At 58.8% G+C, this 16730-nt stretch carries 19 protein-coding genes and 2 tRNA genes; 11 read left to right on the top strand and 10 right to left on the bottom strand.

Annotated features, from left to right (window positions below):
* Window positions 1-82 precede the first annotated feature (82 nt).
* The 7 genes from QE453_RS17700 to sufA all read left to right on the top strand — a co-directional run bounded on the left by QE453_RS17700 (window position 83) and on the right by sufA (window position 7415).
* Window positions 83-1252: a cysteine desulfurase family protein gene (locus QE453_RS17700; protein WP_309777599.1), complete on the top strand. Its 1170-nt coding sequence runs from the start codon at window positions 83-85 to the stop codon at window positions 1250-1252.
* Window positions 1253-1450: 198 nt separating this feature from the next.
* Entirely contained in the window at window positions 1451-2920 is a 1470-nt protein-coding gene (sufB, locus tag QE453_RS17695) for a Fe-S cluster assembly protein SufB (RefSeq protein ID WP_006698793.1), read from the top strand.
* 183 nt (window positions 2921-3103) lie between these two features.
* Window positions 3104-3859, top strand: coding sequence for a Fe-S cluster assembly ATPase SufC (gene sufC / locus QE453_RS17690; RefSeq protein ID WP_003522658.1), 756 nt, complete (start codon window positions 3104-3106; stop codon window positions 3857-3859).
* A gap of 23 nt (window positions 3860-3882) precedes the next feature.
* Entirely contained in the window at window positions 3883-5148 is a 1266-nt protein-coding gene (gene sufD / locus QE453_RS17685) for a Fe-S cluster assembly protein SufD (protein WP_309777598.1), read from the top strand.
* Between the two features lie 110 nt (window positions 5149-5258).
* Window positions 5259-6500, top strand: a complete 1242-nt coding sequence (locus QE453_RS17680; protein WP_006698795.1) for a cysteine desulfurase — start codon at window positions 5259-5261, stop codon at window positions 6498-6500.
* 36 nt (window positions 6501-6536) lie between these two features.
* Window positions 6537-6920, top strand: coding sequence for an SUF system Fe-S cluster assembly protein (locus QE453_RS17675; protein WP_004442386.1), 384 nt, complete (start codon window positions 6537-6539; stop codon window positions 6918-6920).
* A gap of 105 nt (window positions 6921-7025) precedes the next feature.
* Window positions 7026-7415 carry a Fe-S cluster assembly scaffold SufA gene (gene sufA, locus QE453_RS17670; RefSeq protein ID WP_004442383.1) on the top strand — a complete coding sequence of 130 codons (390 nt, stop codon included), beginning with the start codon at window positions 7026-7028 and terminating at the stop codon, window positions 7413-7415.
* 216 nt (window positions 7416-7631) lie between these two features.
* Here sufA and QE453_RS17665 read toward each other — a convergent pair whose 3' ends face one another.
* Window positions 7632-7907 carry a hypothetical protein gene (locus QE453_RS17665; RefSeq protein WP_006698796.1) on the bottom strand — a complete coding sequence of 92 codons (276 nt, stop codon included), beginning with the start codon at window positions 7905-7907 and terminating at the stop codon, window positions 7632-7634.
* A gap of 293 nt (window positions 7908-8200) precedes the next feature.
* On the opposite strand from QE453_RS17665, the gene QE453_RS17660 reads away from it, so the two are divergent.
* Window positions 8201-8716, top strand: coding sequence for a DUF6714 family protein (locus tag QE453_RS17660; protein WP_004442379.1), 516 nt, complete (start codon window positions 8201-8203; stop codon window positions 8714-8716).
* A 10-nt stretch (window positions 8717-8726) separates the two neighbouring features.
* Here the strand turns inward: QE453_RS17660 and QE453_RS17655 are convergent, their stop codons facing one another.
* From QE453_RS17655 to QE453_RS17645, 3 genes are read right to left on the bottom strand one after another with little or no spacing between them, the layout of a single operon-like run.
* Window positions 8727-9935 carry an ABC transporter permease gene (locus QE453_RS17655; RefSeq protein WP_004442376.1) on the bottom strand — a complete coding sequence of 403 codons (1209 nt, stop codon included), beginning with the start codon at window positions 9933-9935 and terminating at the stop codon, window positions 8727-8729.
* Window positions 9925-10644, bottom strand: coding sequence for an ABC transporter ATP-binding protein (locus QE453_RS17650; RefSeq protein ID WP_004442374.1), 720 nt, complete (start codon window positions 10642-10644; stop codon window positions 9925-9927). The genes QE453_RS17655 and QE453_RS17650 overlap by 11 nt, the downstream gene beginning before the upstream one ends.
* Window positions 10645-10658: 14 nt before the next feature.
* Window positions 10659-11957 (bottom strand): efflux RND transporter periplasmic adaptor subunit, encoded by a 1299-nt coding sequence (locus QE453_RS17645; RefSeq protein ID WP_309777597.1) that lies wholly within the window; start codon window positions 11955-11957, stop codon window positions 10659-10661.
* A gap of 238 nt (window positions 11958-12195) precedes the next feature.
* Here QE453_RS17645 and QE453_RS17640 point away from each other — a divergent pair, with 238 nt between their 5' ends.
* Complete coding sequence (locus tag QE453_RS17640; RefSeq protein ID WP_006698800.1) at window positions 12196-12351, top strand: hypothetical protein; 156 nt, start codon at window positions 12196-12198, stop codon at window positions 12349-12351.
* Window positions 12352-12499: 148 nt separating this feature from the next.
* On the opposite strand, the gene QE453_RS17635 is transcribed toward QE453_RS17640, so the two are convergent.
* Both QE453_RS17635 and QE453_RS17630 read right to left on the bottom strand, forming a co-directional pair.
* On the bottom strand, window positions 12500-12949 hold the full coding sequence (locus QE453_RS17635; RefSeq protein WP_004442365.1) for a GNAT family N-acetyltransferase: 450 nt from the start codon (window positions 12947-12949) through the stop codon (window positions 12500-12502).
* 191 nt (window positions 12950-13140) lie between these two features.
* Complete coding sequence (locus QE453_RS17630; protein WP_309778182.1) at window positions 13141-13725, bottom strand: GNAT family N-acetyltransferase; 585 nt, start codon at window positions 13723-13725, stop codon at window positions 13141-13143.
* Window positions 13726-13931: 206 nt separating this feature from the next.
* Here QE453_RS17630 and QE453_RS17625 point away from each other — a divergent pair, with 206 nt between their 5' ends.
* The gene (locus QE453_RS17625) at window positions 13932-14150 is read left to right on the top strand and encodes a hypothetical protein (RefSeq protein WP_244404890.1); all 219 of its coding nucleotides are present in this window, start codon (window positions 13932-13934) and stop codon (window positions 14148-14150) included.
* A gap of 56 nt (window positions 14151-14206) precedes the next feature.
* Here QE453_RS17625 and QE453_RS17620 read toward each other — a convergent pair.
* Both QE453_RS17620 and QE453_RS17615 read right to left on the bottom strand, forming a co-directional pair.
* Window positions 14207-14283 (bottom strand) — tRNA-Arg (locus tag QE453_RS17620).
* A gap of 48 nt (window positions 14284-14331) precedes the next feature.
* Window positions 14332-14637, bottom strand: coding sequence for an ETC complex I subunit (locus tag QE453_RS17615; RefSeq protein WP_004442361.1), 306 nt, complete (start codon window positions 14635-14637; stop codon window positions 14332-14334).
* Between the two features lie 264 nt (window positions 14638-14901).
* Between QE453_RS17615 and QE453_RS17610 the strand changes: the two genes are divergently transcribed.
* A tRNA-Pro gene (locus QE453_RS17610) sits at window positions 14902-14978 on the top strand.
* A gap of 52 nt (window positions 14979-15030) precedes the next feature.
* Here QE453_RS17610 and QE453_RS17605 read toward each other — a convergent pair.
* Entirely contained in the window at window positions 15031-16173 is a 1143-nt protein-coding gene (locus tag QE453_RS17605) for a ceramide glucosyltransferase (protein WP_045533862.1), read from the bottom strand.
* A gap of 210 nt (window positions 16174-16383) precedes the next feature.
* On the bottom strand, window positions 16384-16653 hold the full coding sequence (locus tag QE453_RS17600) for a DUF982 domain-containing protein (protein WP_004442357.1): 270 nt from the start codon (window positions 16651-16653) through the stop codon (window positions 16384-16386).
* Between the last annotated feature and the right edge of the window lie 77 nt (window positions 16654-16730).

The raw sequence follows: 16730 nt of genomic DNA, 5'->3' as shown, positions 1-16730 counted from the left end.
GTGGTGTCATAAGGCAAGCGCAACTGTAATTTCAAGAAAAATGCGTTTTCGCGCATTGAAGATTGGATGAAGCCTTTCGGCGATGACGGTTTTGACGCGCACATATATGGACTGGAACGCCACGGCGCCGCTTCTGCCGGCCGTGCGGGAGGTGCTCGTGTCTGCGCTTGATCTTGCCGGCAATCCGTCTTCCGTCCACCGCGAAGGGCGTGCCGCCCGCGCCGCCGTCGAGACGGCTCGCCGGGAGGTTGCGGCGCTTGGCGGCGCTGAGCCGGCGCATGTGACCTTTACCAGCGGTGCGACGGAAGCGGCCAATCTGGTGCTTGCGCCGGAATTCAGGATGGGACGCAGCCCGGTTCGGGTAAGCCGGCTCTATGTTTCCGCCATCGAGCATCCCGCATTCCGCGAAGGTGGCCGTTTCGAAAAGAGTGACGTAACGGAAGTTCCCGTTACGTCAGCGGGTGTCCTTGATCTTGCCGCGCTTGAAGCGTTGCTGTCTTCGCATGACAGGTCGTCCGGGCTGCCGATGGTCGCCTGCATGCTCGTGAATAATGAAACCGGCGTCCTTCAGCCTGTGGCGGAAGCGGCGCGGCTGGTTCATGCGGCGGGCGGTCTGATGGTTGTCGACGCTGTTCAGGCTGCCGGCCGCGTGCCGCTCGATATCAACGCGCTCGATGCGGATTTCCTTGTGATTTCGTCTCACAAGCTCGGTGGCCCGAAGGGTGCCGGCGCTCTTATCTCGCGCGGCGAGGTGATGATGCCGAAGCCGCTGATCCATGGTGGCGGCCAGGAAAAGGGCCATCGTTCGGGTACGGAAAATACCCTGTCCGTTATCGGTTTTGGTGCTGCCGCCGCTGTTGCTGCTCGGAATGTCGAGGCTGAGGCGGCGCGTCTTTCCGCGCTGCGGGCGCGGCTGGAAAACGGTATGCGCATGAACGCGCCTGATGTGATCATCCACGGTGACGATGTCACGCGCGTCGCCAATACCACGTTTTTCACGCTTCCGGGCCTGAAGGCCGAGACCGGGCAGATCGCCTTCGATATAGAAGGTATCGCACTGTCGGCAGGGTCGGCCTGCTCATCGGGCAAGGTGGGCGAAAGCCATGTCTTGACCGCGATGGGGCGCGATCCCAAGCTCGGCGCGCTCCGGATTTCGATTGGCCACGCGACTGACGAGGCGGACATCGAACGGACGCTCGCTGCGTTTGCGAAAATTGCCGGACGGCGCAAGCTTTCCGGTCAGGCCGCGTAAAATGCGGCAAAGAATTGCGGATTAGCAATTTTCCGCTTGCCGGGATGTGTGAAAAGCGCCATCCCGCACCTACATGGGTATAAGCTCTGCCCCGGCCGACGGCTCGGAGCGATTTGCCCGAAGATGAATAAGGCGGCTTTCCGCCTTGATACGTTGACAAGCCACCGGACCTTGGCTCCGGCGAGATTGGAGAACGACATGGCAGCGGTTCAGGAAACGATCGATCAGGTCCGCCAGATCGATGTGGACCAGTATAAATACGGCTTCGAAACCAATATCGAAGTCGACAAGGCCCCGAAGGGTCTTTCGGAAGAGGTGATCCGTTTCATCTCGGCCAAGAAGCAGGAGCCGGAATGGATGCTAGAATGGCGTCTTGAGGCTTACAAGCGCTGGCTGACGATGGAAGAGCCGACCTGGGCGCGCGTCAGCTACCCCAAGATCGACTTCAACGATCTCTATTATTATGCCGCGCCGAAAAGCACCCCCGGCCCGAAGTCGCTCGATGAAGTCGACCCGGAGCTGCTGAAGGTCTATGAAAAGCTCGGCATTCCGCTGAAAGAACAGGAAATCCTCGCCGGCGTCGAAAAGCGTCAGGTCGCTGTTGATGCCGTGTTCGACAGCGTCTCCGTCGTCACCACCTTCAAGGCGGAACTGGCGAAGGCAGGCGTGATCTTCATGTCGATCTCGGAAGCCGTGCGCGAGCATCCGGAGCTGGTGAAGAAATATCTCGGCTCGGTCGTTCCGACGACGGACAATTTTTATGCGACGCTGAACTCGGCCGTCTTCACCGACGGTTCCTTCGTGTTCGTGCCGAAGGGCGTTCGTTGCCCGATGGAGCTTTCCACATATTTCCGCATCAACGAGAAGAACACCGGCCAGTTCGAGCGCACGCTGATCATCGCCGAAGAGGGTGCCTACGTCTCCTATCTGGAAGGCTGCACCGCTCCCCAGCGCGACGAGAACCAGCTTCACGCCGCCGTTGTTGAACTCGTGGCGCTCGATGATGCCGAAATCAAATATTCCACCGTCCAGAACTGGTATCCGGGCGACAAGGAAGGCAAGGGCGGCATCTACAACTTCGTGACCAAGCGCGGCGATTGCCGTGGCAACCGCTCGAAGATCTCGTGGACGCAGGTGGAGACCGGTTCGGCCATCACCTGGAAATACCCGTCCTGCATCCTGCGCGGCGATGACAGCCGTGGCGAGTTCTATTCGATCGCGGTCTCCAATGGTCACCAGCAGATCGACAGCGGCACCAAGATGATCCATCTCGGCAAGAACACGTCGAGCCGCATCATCGCCAAGGGCATCGCCGCCGGTTTCTCGGAAAACGTCTATCGCGGCCAGGTCTCGGCCCACCGCAAGGCGACCAACACGCGTAACTTCACGCAGTGCGACTCCCTGCTGATCGGCGACAAGTGCGGCGCTCATACCGTGCCTTACATCGAGGCGAAGAACTCCTCCGCGCACTTCGAGCATGAGGCGACGACGTCGAAGATTTCCGAAGACCAGCTGTTCTATTGCCTGCAGCGCGGCATTCCCGAGGAAGCGGCGATCGCGCTGATCGTCAACGGCTTCGTGAAGGAAGTCATTCAGGAACTGCCGATGGAATTTGCCGTGGAAGCGCAGAAGCTGATCGGCATTTCGCTGGAAGGCTCGGTCGGTTAACTCCTTGCTCGACATCATCCTCGGGCCTAACCCGAGGATCTACGGCCCTTGGCCTGAGCAGAGACAACCCACTTCCCGGATCCTCGGGTCAAGCCCGAGGATGACGGATGAGAGATTTGAGACAAGCCCTGATGGGGCGCACGAGGCGGTCCTTGAAACCGCACCATGAACAGGAACAATACCATGCTTGAAATCATCGACCTGCACGCGAAGATCGCCGATACCGAAACCGAGATCATCAAGGGTCTCAACCTGAAGGTTGCCGCTGGTGAAGTTGCGGCCATCATGGGCCCGAACGGTTCCGGCAAGTCGACGCTGTCCTACATCCTGTCGGGCCGTGAGGACTATGAAGTCACCTCCGGTGACATTCTCTATAACGGCGAAAGCATTCTGGAACTGGACGCTGCCGAGCGTGCGGCCAAGGGCATTTTCCTTGCCTTCCAGTATCCGGTCGAAATTCCGGGCGTCGCTACCATGCAGTTCCTGAAGGTTGCGATGAACGAGCAGCGCAAGGCGCGCGGCGAGTCCGAGCTGACGACGCCTGATTTCATCCGCCGCGTCAAGGAAGCAGCCGGCGATCTGAAGATCGACATGGAGATGCTGAAGCGTCCGCTCAACGTCGGTTTCTCCGGTGGTGAGAAGAAGCGTGCCGAAATCCTGCAGATGGCGCTTCTGGAGCCGAAGCTCTGCGTTCTCGACGAAACCGATAGCGGTCTCGACATCGACGCGCTGAAGATCGTGGCTGACGGCGTCAATGCGCTGAAGTCGCCGGATCGCGCCACCGTCGTCATCACCCACTATCAGCGCCTGCTCGATTACATCGTGCCTGACAGCGTTCACGTTCTCTACAAGGGCAAGATCATCCGCTCGGGTGACAAGGCTCTCGCGCTGGAACTGGAAAACAACGGTTACGCCGACATCATCGGTGAAGCGGCCTGATCGAAGGCCAGGAGGTGATGTCCATGAACATTCAAGCTACCAACCGGCTGACGCCAGCGGAAACCGCGCTGGTCGATGCCTACACCGCCAAGTTCAGCGAGCTGCCCGGCGACGGCGCCGTGGTTGCCGCGCGTGACGTGCTGTTCGACGATCTGAAGACCGGTGGTCTTCCGACACGCCGCATCGAGGCCTGGCACTATACCGATCTGAAGAGCCTGCTGCGCACGGTTCCGGAAGACCGGCCCGCGCCTGTCATCGAGAAGGCTGCGTCGATTATTGCCGGTTCGCCTGTGGCTTACATGCTGCATGGCACGGCCGATATCGGCAAGGTCGATGGTGTATCGCGCTTTGCCGACAGCCTGCTCGACGGCTCTGCCGCGGCTGGCCTTGCGGAAGCCAGCAAGGATGACACGATTGGCCGCATCAATGGCAGCTTTGTGCGTGACGGCCTCGTGGTCGAAATTCCCGCCGATGCTGAGCTCGACAAGCCGATCGAACTGCAGGCTATCCATGGCGCAGGCCAGGTTCACAGCCGCTTCCCTGTGCGCTTCGGCAAGGGTTCGAAAGCGACTGTCATTGAGCGTCACCTTTCGGTGACGCCCGATGCGGCGCTTGTCTCCTCGGTCAGCGATATCGTCATTGAGGATGGCGCGGAAGCAACCTGGATCCTTTTGCAACAGCAGGGTGCAGCCGATATTCACCTTGGCCAGCTGCGCATCAAGCTTGGCGCGGAAGCCAAGTTGCGTCTCTTCCTGATCAATGCCGGCGGCAAGCTGGTGCGTCAGGAACTGCGCATTGATGTGGAAGGCGAGGGCACCGATCTCATCGTTCGCGGCGTCAACCTTCTGGGTGGCGAAACCCATACGGACGTGACGATGGTTCTTGGCCACAACGTGCCGAACACGACCTCGACGGAAGTTTTCCGCAACGTGGTGTTCGACCGTGCAAAGGGCATTTTCCAGGGCATGATCCGGGTCGCACCGGATGCCCAGAAGACCGACGCGAAGATGGCGTGCAACACGCTGCTGATGTCTGACGATGGCGAGTTCTCGGCAAAGCCGGAACTGGAAATCTTCGCCGATGACGTTCAGTGCGGCCATGGCGCGACGGTTGCCGATATCAGCGACAACCATCTCTATTACCTGATGGCGCGCGGCGTCCCGCGGGCAAAGGCACGGGCGATGCTCGTCAACGCCTTCGTCGCCGAGATCGTCGAGGAACTGGAAGAAGAAAATCTGGTAAAGGCGCTGGAGACGATCATTTCCGGCTGGCTGGAGCACCACGCTTAGCAACCTCTCCGTCGTCATCCTCGGGCTTGTCCCGAGGATGAGGTGAAGCAGCGGTAACGCTGTGCAAACCCCGGAGCTCTCCAGAAGAGCACCATGAAAGGGCCCGAGAAATGGACCAGACCGCAATGGCGGCCCCTTATGACATCGAAGCCGTGCGCCGGGATTTCCCGATCCTGTCGCGCGAAGTCTATGGCAAGCCGCTGGTCTATCTCGACAACGGTGCGTCTGCTCAAAAGCCGCAGGTGGTGATCGACGCCGTTTCGCATGCTTATGCAAATGAGTACGCAAACGTGCATCGCGGCCTGCATTTCCTCTCCAATGCCGCAACCGATGCCTATGAAGCGGCGCGCGAAAAAGTGCGCCGGTTCCTCAATGCCGGTTCGGTGGACGAGATCGTCTTCACCAAATCCTCCACCGAGGCGATCAATACGGTTGCTTACGGTTATGGCATGCCAAAGATCGGCGAGGGTGACGAGATCGTCATCTCGATCATGGAGCACCACTCCAACATCGTGCCGTGGCATTTCATCCGCGAGCGGCAGGGCGCCAAGCTCGTCTGGGTGCCGGTTGATGATGACGGCGCATTTCATATCGAGGCTTTCGAAAAGAGCCTGACGGAGCGCACCAAGCTCGTTGCCATCACCCATATGTCGAATGCGCTCGGCACCATCGTGCCGGTCAAGGAAATCTGCCGTATCGCGCATGAGCGTGGCATTCCGGTGCTGATCGATGGTTCGCAGGGCGCTGTTCATATGCCTGTTGATGTGCGCGATATCGATTGCGACTGGTATGTGATGACGGGCCACAAGCTTTATGGTCCCTCGGGCATCGGCGTGCTCTATGGCAAGGCCGACCGGCTGCGCGAGATGCGGCCGTTCCAGGGCGGCGGCGAGATGATCCTCGACGTTTCCGAAGACAACGTGACCTATAACGAGCCGCCGCATCGTTTCGAAGCCGGCACACCGCCCATCGTGCAGGCGATCGGCCTCGGTTATGCGCTCGATTACATGGACAATCTCGGCCGTGCCGCGATTGCAGCACACGAGGCCGATCTTGCCGCTTATGCCGCCGAGCGGCTGCGCGAGATCAATTCGCTGCGCATCATCGGCAACGCGCCTGACAAGGGCGGCATTTTCTCCTTCGAGCTTGAGGGCATTCACGCCCATGACGTCTCGATGGTGATCGACCGGCGCGGCGTTGCCGTGCGGGCTGGCACCCATTGCGCCATGCCGCTCTTGAAACGCTTCGGTGTCACCTCCACATGCCGGGCATCGTTCGGCCTTTACAATACCCGCGCCGAAGTAGACTCTCTTGTCGAGGCGCTGGAATATGCCCGCAAATTTTTCGCCTGATATCGCAGCTTGAAATCAGGATTGAGGTTTAAGACCATGACTGCCGATGCCACTGCAAAGACCCAGGATGCGACCGAAGCTCAGGAAAAGGTATCCACCATTCCGCCGGATGAGCTTGCACGCCTCAGCGACGATGTGATCGCGGCGCTGAAGACCGTTTATGACCCGGAAATTCCGGCCGACATCTTCGAACTCGGTCTCGTTTACAAGATCGATATCGAAGACGACCGGATGGTCAAGATCGTCATGACGCTGACGGCCCCCGGTTGCCCCGTCGCTGGCGAAATGCCGGGCTGGGTTGAGAACGCCGTTGGCGCCGTCGAAGGTGTTTCCGGTGTCACCGTCGAAATGACCTTCGATCCGCCGTGGACGCCGGACCGCATGTCGGAAGAAGCGCAGGTTGCCGTCGGCTGGTACTGATTTGATTTTGACTGGTGTCATCCCTTGATGACATCGTCAGGCGCACTTAAATTGAATTCCATAAGCATCGAGCCTTGAACTCGATTGTCGAAGGAGAATGGGCCCATGGGCTTTGCAATCATGACCATGACTGGAGCTGCTGCCTCGCGCGTTAAAGCGATCGTCGAAAATTCCGGACCGGACGCCAAGGGCGTGCGCGTCGGCATCAAGAAGGGCGGTTGCGCGGGCATGGAATATACCATCGACCTCGTGACCGAGCCGGATGCGAAGGACGATCTGGTGGAATTCGAAGGCGCGAAAGTCTGGGTTCAGCCTTCCGCCGTGCTTTATCTGCTCGGCACGCAGATGGATTTCGAAGTGACCAAGATGCGCTCCGGTTTCACCTTCAACAATCCGAACCAGACCTCTGCCTGCGGCTGCGGTGAATCGGTTGAGCTGAAGCCTGCGGATCTCGCCGCGCTTGCAAAGCAGCGTGAGGCAGAAGCCAGCGTCTGATTGGCTGCACTATCTCTGCGATGGATAGTTAGATATTCTTTTGCACCCAGCGCTCCTACAAACGCGACGTCATCCTTGGGCTTGACCCGAGGATCCATCCCCGCCAAATCGCGTGGGACGTTTGTAGATTCTCGGGTCAAGCCCGAGGATGACGGACGAAAAGTTTCAGGGTTTTTTCCGCAGACTGCGTCTCACGCAAAGTCAACTTCCCAAGGATCATGACTGCTGTTTGAAGGCTTCGATGAAATCGGCCAGCGGATGGATTGATGGCGTGGTCATCAATAGCGGTTCGAGAGCCGCGGCGACCTCCCGGCAATCTTCTGCAGAGAGTGGCCGGAGGCTTGACGTGATCCTGTTATAGTCAGGCGTCCCGCGCGATGCGAGCGAGCGATGGATCACAAACACTTCCGTCTGCCCGTCCTGTCGCTCCACAAAAAGGGCCAGCGATCCGCCGTCTGCAGCCGCAGCGCTATCGGATACGGATTTGAACATCGAGACTCCATGCGGTAGGTTTCCGGAGAGCCTATCCGATTGACGTCATGAAGCAAGATTGAATGCGGATGGTTCAGTGAGGGGGGTAGCCGGCGTGGGGAATAGCAGCAGCTCGATTGATGTCTGGACACCTGGCCTCGTTGCTGCCGGCATTCTGGTCGGCCTGACGTTGGTTGTCGGTATTCCTTTCCTCTCCTTTTCTTGGGAGGCTAAAGCACGCAGGCGCGTGTCATCAACCACCACGGAAGGCGTTCAGTTCGAACGAACCGAAGGCGGCGAGTGGCCAACGGTGCGTGGAGACGGGGGCGGAGGGGGCCATCATTGAACGGGCGGTTCACGTGTTGAGACCGGCAGGGGAGATCACGGCCACGGCAAGGGCGGCGGTAAATGCTGCTTTCGCGCACGTCACCCTAGGCGGCGGTGTGGGTCTTCGTGAGGCCGCCGCGATTGATGATTACGCGAGCCATGATGTGCTTGCCGCCCGCCGCGCCGAGGATGAAAAGGACGATTGGTCTGCGATCACGGTGGAGGACGTGGACCTCCACTCCGCCAGTCCTGCGTTTTTTGATGCCGAAGCAATGCGGTTTCATCTACCCGCCTACATGATCGCCGATCTCGACGGTTGTTACCGGCACGAGTTCGTGCCCCATCTGCGCGGCCGCCCGGAGAAATTTGCGCTGTTGAACGACGCTCAAAGGCGGGCCGTTGAATTATATTTGCACGCCCTCCTGCAGCGAAACTACCCGCCGTCTTACCAGACCGATGTAGAACAGGCGCTTGAGGAATGGCGGCAAGCCGCAGATCGTTAGGCCGGATTGATCACTCGTGTCTCAGGGCTTCGATCGGGCTGAGACTCGCCGCCCGCCGCGCGGGAAAATAGCCGAAAATCACGCCGATGGCGGCTGAAAAGGCGAAGGCGAGGAAGATGATCGATGGGCTGGTGACGAAAGGCACGTTGAGGAAGCTGACGACCGCGTAGGCGAGGCCGAGGCCGGTGAGGATGCCGACGATGCCGCCGAAGGCCGAGAGCATCACCGCTTCCACCAGAAACTGTGTCAGCACCTGTTTTTCCAATGCGCCGATGGCAAGCCGAATGCCGATCTCACGCGTGCGCTCCGTGACCGAGACCAGCATGATGTTCATGATGCCGATGCCGCCCACGAGAAGGCTGACGGCGGCGACCGCGCCGAGAAGCCCGGTGAGAAGCGTCGTCGTGCCGGTCATGGCGGAAGCGATCTGCGTCATGTCGTTGACAGTAAAATCATCCTCGCGGCCGATGTTGATGCGGCGGCGCTCGCGCAGCAGGTTTTGCAGGTCGCTCTGCACCTTGGCGGTGGAAACGCCATCCTGCGCCGAAACCATGATCGAGGAAATGGTGGTGGTGCCGCCAATGCGCCGCTGGTGGATTTTGAGCGGCATGATGATCGTGTCGTCCTGATCGTCGCCGAGGCCGGACTGGCCTTTGCGGGCGAGAACGCCAATGACGGGGCAGGAGATGTTGCTGACGCGGATCGTCTGTCCCACAGGGTTTTCCGCACCGAACAGTTCCTGACGCACGGTTTCGCCGATGATGCAGCCGATCTGACCGCCGCGATCTTCGGCGGGCTGGAAGTCACGACCCAGCGCGATCGTCCAGTCCTGGGCGATCAGGTAATCATTGGTGGTGCCGATGACGCTCGTCTGGTGGTTCTTGCCGCCGAAAATGACGGTTGCGGCGGAACTGCGGTTCTGCGGTGCGACGGCGCGTATGCCCGATATCTGGTTGCGGATCGCCTCGACATCGCGGTCATCGAAGCGCTTGGCTTCGGTGCTGGCGCGGCCGGGGCCAAACTGGCCGGGGCGCACGAACAGCATGTTGGTGCCGAGCCGTGACAGTTCCGATTTTACCTGCTCGGTCGTACCGTTGCCGATGGTGACCATGGCAATGACGGCGGCCACACCAATGACGACGCCAAGCACCGTGAGAAAGGAGCGCAACAGGTTGCGGCTGATGGCGCGCAACGCAAGACGCGATGTTTCAAAGAACATCCAATGTCTCCTTATGATCCGCGGCGCTATCGGAGGCGAGGTGGCCGTCGACAAAACGCAGCAGGCGCCCGGCATAGGCGGCGATATCCTCCTCATGGGTTACCATGACGACGGTGATGCCCTTGTCGCGATTGAGCGAGGTTATCAGTTCCATGATTTCGACGCTGGTCTTCGTATCGAGATTGCCGGTCGGCTCGTCGGCCAGAAGCAGCGCGGGGCGGGTGACGATGGCGCGGGCAATGGCCACACGCTGCTGCTGGCCGCCTGAAAGCTCCTGCGTGGTGTGATCTTCGCGACCTTTCAGTCCCACCTGTGCCAGCGCCTCCATGGCGCGCTCACGACGCTCTGAAGCTTTCATGCCCCGATAGATCAGCGGTAGTTCGACATTTTCCACCGCAGAGGTGCGGGAGAGAAGGTTGAAGCCTTGAAACACGAAACCGAGCATGTGCCGGCGCAGCAGCGTCAGATGTTCGTTATCGAAGCCGCTGGTCGGCACGCCCTGGAAGAGATATTCGCCAGCCGATGGGACGTCCAGACAGCCAATGATGTTCATCGAGGTGGATTTGCCCGATCCCGACGGTCCCATGATGGCGACGAATTCCTTCTCGCGGATCGACAGGCTGACGCCGTCGAGCGCGCGGATCGTCGCTTCGCCGCGACCATATTGCTTCACGACATCACGGAACTCGATGAGCGGCGGCTGTTGCATGCGCTTGTCCTCCGTCAGCCGGCGTTACGGGCCGTTGCGTCGGTAATTACCTGGTCATCGGCTTTTAATTTGCCAGATTTCACCACGGTATGCTGGCCGTCGGTGGAGCCAGTTTCGATTGCGACGGAAAGCGGATTGTTGTTGCGCAGCACCCAGACCGTCCTTTTACCTTGGGCGGCCTGGCCGGCATCGCGGTTTTGCGAGCGGCCCATGCGGGGCGGGCGGAACAGGCTCATCAACCCACCCGCACGCGAAGCGGATTCGCGCGGCGGTGTATAACGAAGCGCGGAATTGGGTACCAGCAGGGCGTCCTTGATCTCTTCAACGATGATATTGGCGGTTGCCGTCATCCCGGGGCGAAGCAGCAGTTCTGCATTGTCGACCGTCAATATGCCCTTGTAGGTCACCACGTTGGATACGGTTTCCGAGGCGAAGCGCACGGTCTCGATCTCGGCCGGGAAGCTGCGATCGGGATAGGCATCGACGTTGAATGTGGCCTTCTGCCCGGTTTCCACCTTGCCGACATCAGCCTCATCCACCGAGACCTGCAGCTCCATGTGGCGTAGATCGCCGGCGATGGTGAAGAGAACAGGGGCATTGAGCGAGGAGGCGACCGTGGCGCCGGGATCGACGCTGCGGGTGAGGATAACGCCATCGATGGGCGAAACGATCTTGGCCTTGCCCAGATTGACCTCGGCGAGCCGCAGATCCGCTTCCGCCGACAGCACGGTCGCCTCATTAACCTCAAGCGTTGCGGCCGCCGCATCATGGGTGAACTGCGCGGCGTCCAGATCCTGCTGGCTGGAGACGCGGTTCTGCACCAGGGATCGCAGGCGCTCCATGGATGTCTTTGCCGAGCCAAGGTCGGCGCGGGCCTTCAGCACATTGGCCTTGGCGGAAGCGAGCTTGGCGCGGGCGCTCTGCACGTCGGCTTCCAGCTTGTTGGTATCCAGCTCCGCCAGAACGTCTCCGGCCTTGACCGGGGTGTTGTAGGTGACGTTGACCTTGCGCACCGTGCCGGACAGTTCGCTCGATATATCAACCTGATCCGTCGGCTGAACCGAGCCGGTGGAGGTGACTATGACCGAGAGATCGCCCTGACGCGCTGCTTCCGTGGTGTAGCTATAAGCCACACCGCCTGCGCGTGACTGGTAATAATAACCAAGACCGCCGCCAATCAGCACAATGGCTGCTGCCACATAGAGGAACCGACGCGACTTTTTCTTGCGGCCGTTTCTGGTCGTCCCCAAAATCTCGCGCAGATCGGGCTGGCTGTTTTTGGTATCGCTGCCACTGGTATTGGCGTCATTCATTCTCGTCACCCGCAAAGTTCAAAATACTACAGAGAGTTGCCGCCGCTCTCCGGTTTGTTCGTCCGTCTGTCGCCGTTATATTCCTCTGATTGTGGGAAGTGACATAGCTTGCCCCAAGGGTGAAGTGAAAACTTGGTAATATTTATGATAGTTCTGGTCTGCTAGAGATAGGTATTCGAAAAGCCGATGCCACAGATGCGGCAGAGGTTTCAGCAGCGACATTCAGGACGATGATGAAATGAACGACAATGTGGTGAAGTTCCGCAAACCGGTGCCGCCGAAGAAGCCGCGCGAACCGCTCGGGCCAAAAGCGAAGAGGGCATTGACGATTGCGGCTGTCATATTGTTTTTCGCGGCCGCATGGGGCTATTTCACGCTGATGGGGCAGGGGTAGAGCAAAGTGCTGGCATAGGCGTTCTGCTTGGGAGCAGGATGGAAGTATGCAAGTCGGCTAAAGCGGTGGGCCTCCGCCGCTCATTCTGATCACGGGGATTGGCCAAGGCGGTTGTCGGGCGACTACCGTGTCGCCCGACAAGTTGCCCTTAGCCGACTAGCCGCAAACGGGCATTTTCGAACGGATAACCTTCATCATCAATCGCGCGACGGGAAAGCTCCTGAAAGCCGAGCGATCTATAGAAGCCCATCGCCTGCACGTTTTCAGTATAGGCTTCAAGCGAAAGCTCGCCCTTCAAATTCAGCGCGTGCGAAACGAGTTTACGCCCGATACCGAGGCCTTGATGGCACGGGGAAACAAATAAGCCGCCGATGAAAGTGTCGAGCAGGCTGATAAAGCCCGCAGCTTGGCCGTTTAATGTTGCGACCCACGTTTGGGCGCCAGGCAAATATTGTTCCTCAATAAGTGCCTTTTGCTCCATCAAACGACGCTCGCCGATAAACGGATGAGCAAGCAACGAGGCTTCGAGCCAGATGTTGGAGAGATTTACTGTGTCCGAGGCCTCGAAAGGCCGGATGATAACGTCCTCGAATTTCATGAGAACTCCGCAGAAAAGATATGCAAAAAGGTCCGGCTACCGATACTGGTGCCAGGTGAAGCCGCAAATTGCGGTCGAAATCACAAGCCTCTGCGCATAAATCTCCTCTGCTATTGGTCGGCTTTTAGGGGACAGCAAACAATTAATCAATGACCGCAATTGGCGCTTCTGCGCGATTATGGCCGTCGGCCCTAAGCGGACGGCAAAATTACGCCAGCGCGCGATTTCCATTCCGAAGCAAGAACCGCGTAAATATACTCGTCTCCCCAGACGTCTCGGAAGCGGTCGTTCTGGATCAAATGAGCTTCTCGACGCAGTCCAAGGCGCTCAACAACGCCGACCGAACCCTCATTCGCAGCGTCCAGCCGCGCGAAGATTCGATGAAATCCGATTGACGAGAAGCCTATGCTGACCATCGCGCCAACAGCCTCCGTTGCATACCCGTTCCCCGCGAATTCTGGATTGAAAATATATCCAACCTCTCCCTGCAGTCCATCAACACTAGCCAGCTTCAACAGGACTTCACCGACCAGTGCGTTGTCAGCCTTTCGCTCGACAGCCAGTCGATAGGTGTCGCCGTCCTTCTCAAATGGTGCCGCCAAAATCGTCGAGAACTGCTCTCGCAATGCATCTCCAGTTGGAGGTGCAGCGTAAAGATACCGATAAACCTCCTGCAGAGAATGGTAGGCTGAATAGCCGGGGAAATCGCCTCTTGTGAATTCGCGCAGGACAAGGCGGTCCGTCGAAAGCGGTGCGCCTAATTTTTGAAGTTGCATCAAGTACCTGATTGATTTTTGCCCCTCCGGGAACTCCGGGGCGGCCTCGTTAAACTCGGCCTCTAGGTAGGTCGTCTTCCGCCGCTTACAATGGTACACCCCGGCGCAATCCCGCCCGATCGATAACTTGCCGTGGCGGCTGCAAAAGGCGTTTGCCAACGGCATCATATCCAATACCTATCAACACGGCCAAGGGAGTGGATCGCATGAAAGGCTTTCGCGACAGTGTGTTGTTTCCGATCACCCTCTTGATCGGCGGCGTTATCGCGTTTTTTCTCTTTCTTTACGCGACTGGCCACGATCCGGACGAGCGACCTCTGACTTTGGTGGAATGGGTTATCGGCGGCGCGCTGATCGGACCGGGTTTCGGTTATCTCATGAAATGGAGAAGAGCGAAGGATCGCCGGAGCGCAAATAAGGACTGAAACCGTATCTGCGATCGAACCCAAACCAGTCATTTGTGGGGAATTCAAGAAAGCGGTGGCGACCCCTGCAGGACTCGAACCTGCGACCTACTGCTTAGAAGGCAGTTGCTCTATCCAGTTGAGCTAAGGGGCCGTCATGCCGGGCGATCGATGCTCCGGCAAAAACTTTGGTCGTCGTGTTTCAGTGCGTCCAGGGCTGGGTGCGGTTGAAACGGAAATTGTCGGTGTAGGAAACCACCTTGCGAGTCGCCTCTTTCGGCTGGATCACGCGATATTCGATGCCCTTGCGCTGGGCATAGGCTTCGGCCTGTTCCTGTGTCTCGAATGTCAGCTTGACCTGCTGTTTCATGTCGGAACTGGAGGTGTAGCCCATGATCGGATCGATCTTGCGCGGAACCTCGGCGTCGAATTCCAGAACCCAGACATTGGTCTTCGCCTTGCCGGATTGCATGGCGGTTTTTGCAGGGCGGTAAATCTTCGCAGACATGTCGAAACTGCTCCGGTTGGACAGCGGGGTGAAACCCCGGATTATTCATCACGTACCTGAATAGAATAACCAAATCGTGTCAGGAACGTAGAATTTGAAATGGACCGAGTTCAAGTGAGAGTCAAGACGATTATCCCCTTGCTGTCGGTTCATGCGCTGCCCGCTCGACCTTAGGTTTTGCTCAACTGTGTCGCGGCTGAACAAAGATGAATTTCCCTGTTGCGGACTGCGTATGAACCGTGTATTCCCCAGCCATCGCCTCGGCGGAGTGTAGCGCAGTCTGGTAGCGCATCTGGTTTGGGACCAGAGGGTCGGGAGTTCGAATCTCTCCACTCCGACCATTTTAAGGCAAAGCATCAGCTTTCCGGCGTAACCTCTTCCCATAAATTGTCATTATTCCGCTGGCGGGCCGGCCAAAGTGCTTTCCGCCGTACCGATTGTCATGACATTGCCGCGCCATGCCACTGCGCTGCCAATCCAGCTTCTCGTCCAGATGACGGGCATGATGATGTCCCGTGCGATCATGGCCGGCAGGGTATGGAGCGATATTGGCCACCCGTTGAGGGCGGTCAGGGCCAATTCGGGGCCGTATATGAGGACGAGGACGGCGAGGGCGGTCGCTAAGAGGTTCACGTCCATCATGGCCGCCGCGGTGAGTGCGAACAGAAGCGGGGGAAGTGCGCCCGTCAGGATTTCCGGCGCGAAATATTGCGGGAAGGTCACGCGCCTTAGCCGCGCCCAGCGGGCCTGGCGTGACCAGATCTCGCCGGCGTGACGCTGGCCGAGCGGTTGCTCGAAAGGGGCGGAGACAAGATGCACCCTGCGGCCAGCGTTCCGCACCAGCTTCGTCGAGGCGGCGTCTTCGGCGATTTCGGCGGCGAGGGCGCGGATACCCCCATGGTCTTCGAGAAACGGTTTGTTCCACAACATGGATTTGCCCTGCGCGAAACCCATTCCGATGGCTTCTGCCGCATATTGCCAGCGGCCCTGCGCGCCGTTGAGGAAGGCGCATTCCACATGCGCCCAGAAACCCGTCGGCCGCGAGCCCAGCGGCGGGGAGCACACGAGGCCGCTGTCTTTCCGCCAGGCCGACATCATGCGCGTCACGTAGGATTTCGGCATCAATACGTTCGAATCGGCGAGGATGACCCATTCATGCCGGGCGGCCAGCCAGCCCTTGACGCAATTGTTCAGTTTTGGATTGGCACTGATCCGGTCGTCGCCGATGAGCAATTGCGCTGAAACGGAAGGAACGGCGCTCTGGGCTTTGCGTACTTGCGCAATGACGGGGTCGAATTCATCTGCAACGCAGAAAAGCAGTTCGTAATCCGGCCAATCGAGCTCGAAGGCGCGTGACAGCGTAAGAGGGGTGAAACTTTCCACACCGCGCAGTGGCACAACGATCGAGACAGGCGGTTTTTGCCGCGCAAGGGAATTTTCCGGGTCGCGCCGCTTTAGCCGCCACCCGGCAAGGCAGATACCGAGAAGGTTGAAAGCGACGAGCAGAATTGCGCAAAGGGCAAAGACGGTTTCCATGCTGGCCAGGTCCACTCCCGAGCTTCCGGCGGTTTGTCCGCCCGGTGATTCCACGGAATTTGTCTCTGCCGATTATAACGTTTGCGTGACAGTTACATGTCACCGGCGGCAGGCGGAGTTTTCCACGCGCGACCTCGTGCCTGAAACAGTGAACGCCAAAAGAAAAGCCCTTCGCGGAGAAGGGCCAGTCATCAACGCGGATAATGAACGTCAGTGCATGTTAAGAATATGAGCGTGGCTGCTTGCGATGAGAAACGACTCCCGCGCTTTTTCGATGTCGCATCGTCCGGCGATGGCATCGAGGCAGTTTCTGCGTGCTTCTTCATATTCCGGGCCGTGTTCTTCCGGCCAGCGGTACATCAGCATGTCCAGCGCTACCAGCGGGCTGTAGATTTCCACTGCTGCGGACAAGGGCAGGTGGATCGCCACCGGCTTCATCCACGAGGCGTGGTGACACGGCTCCGTTCTGTTGATCAGCATGTCATTCTCCTCCTGTTTCACGCGCCTTCATGGCGGTTTTCACTCTCTTTTCACTCCCATGCGCGAAATGCCCGCCT

The organism is Agrobacterium sp. SORGH_AS_0440, assembly GCF_031453135.1.
Lineage (GTDB): Bacteria > Pseudomonadota > Alphaproteobacteria > Rhizobiales > Rhizobiaceae > Agrobacterium > Agrobacterium pusense.
This window is presented reverse-complemented; position numbering and strand designations above follow the sequence as displayed.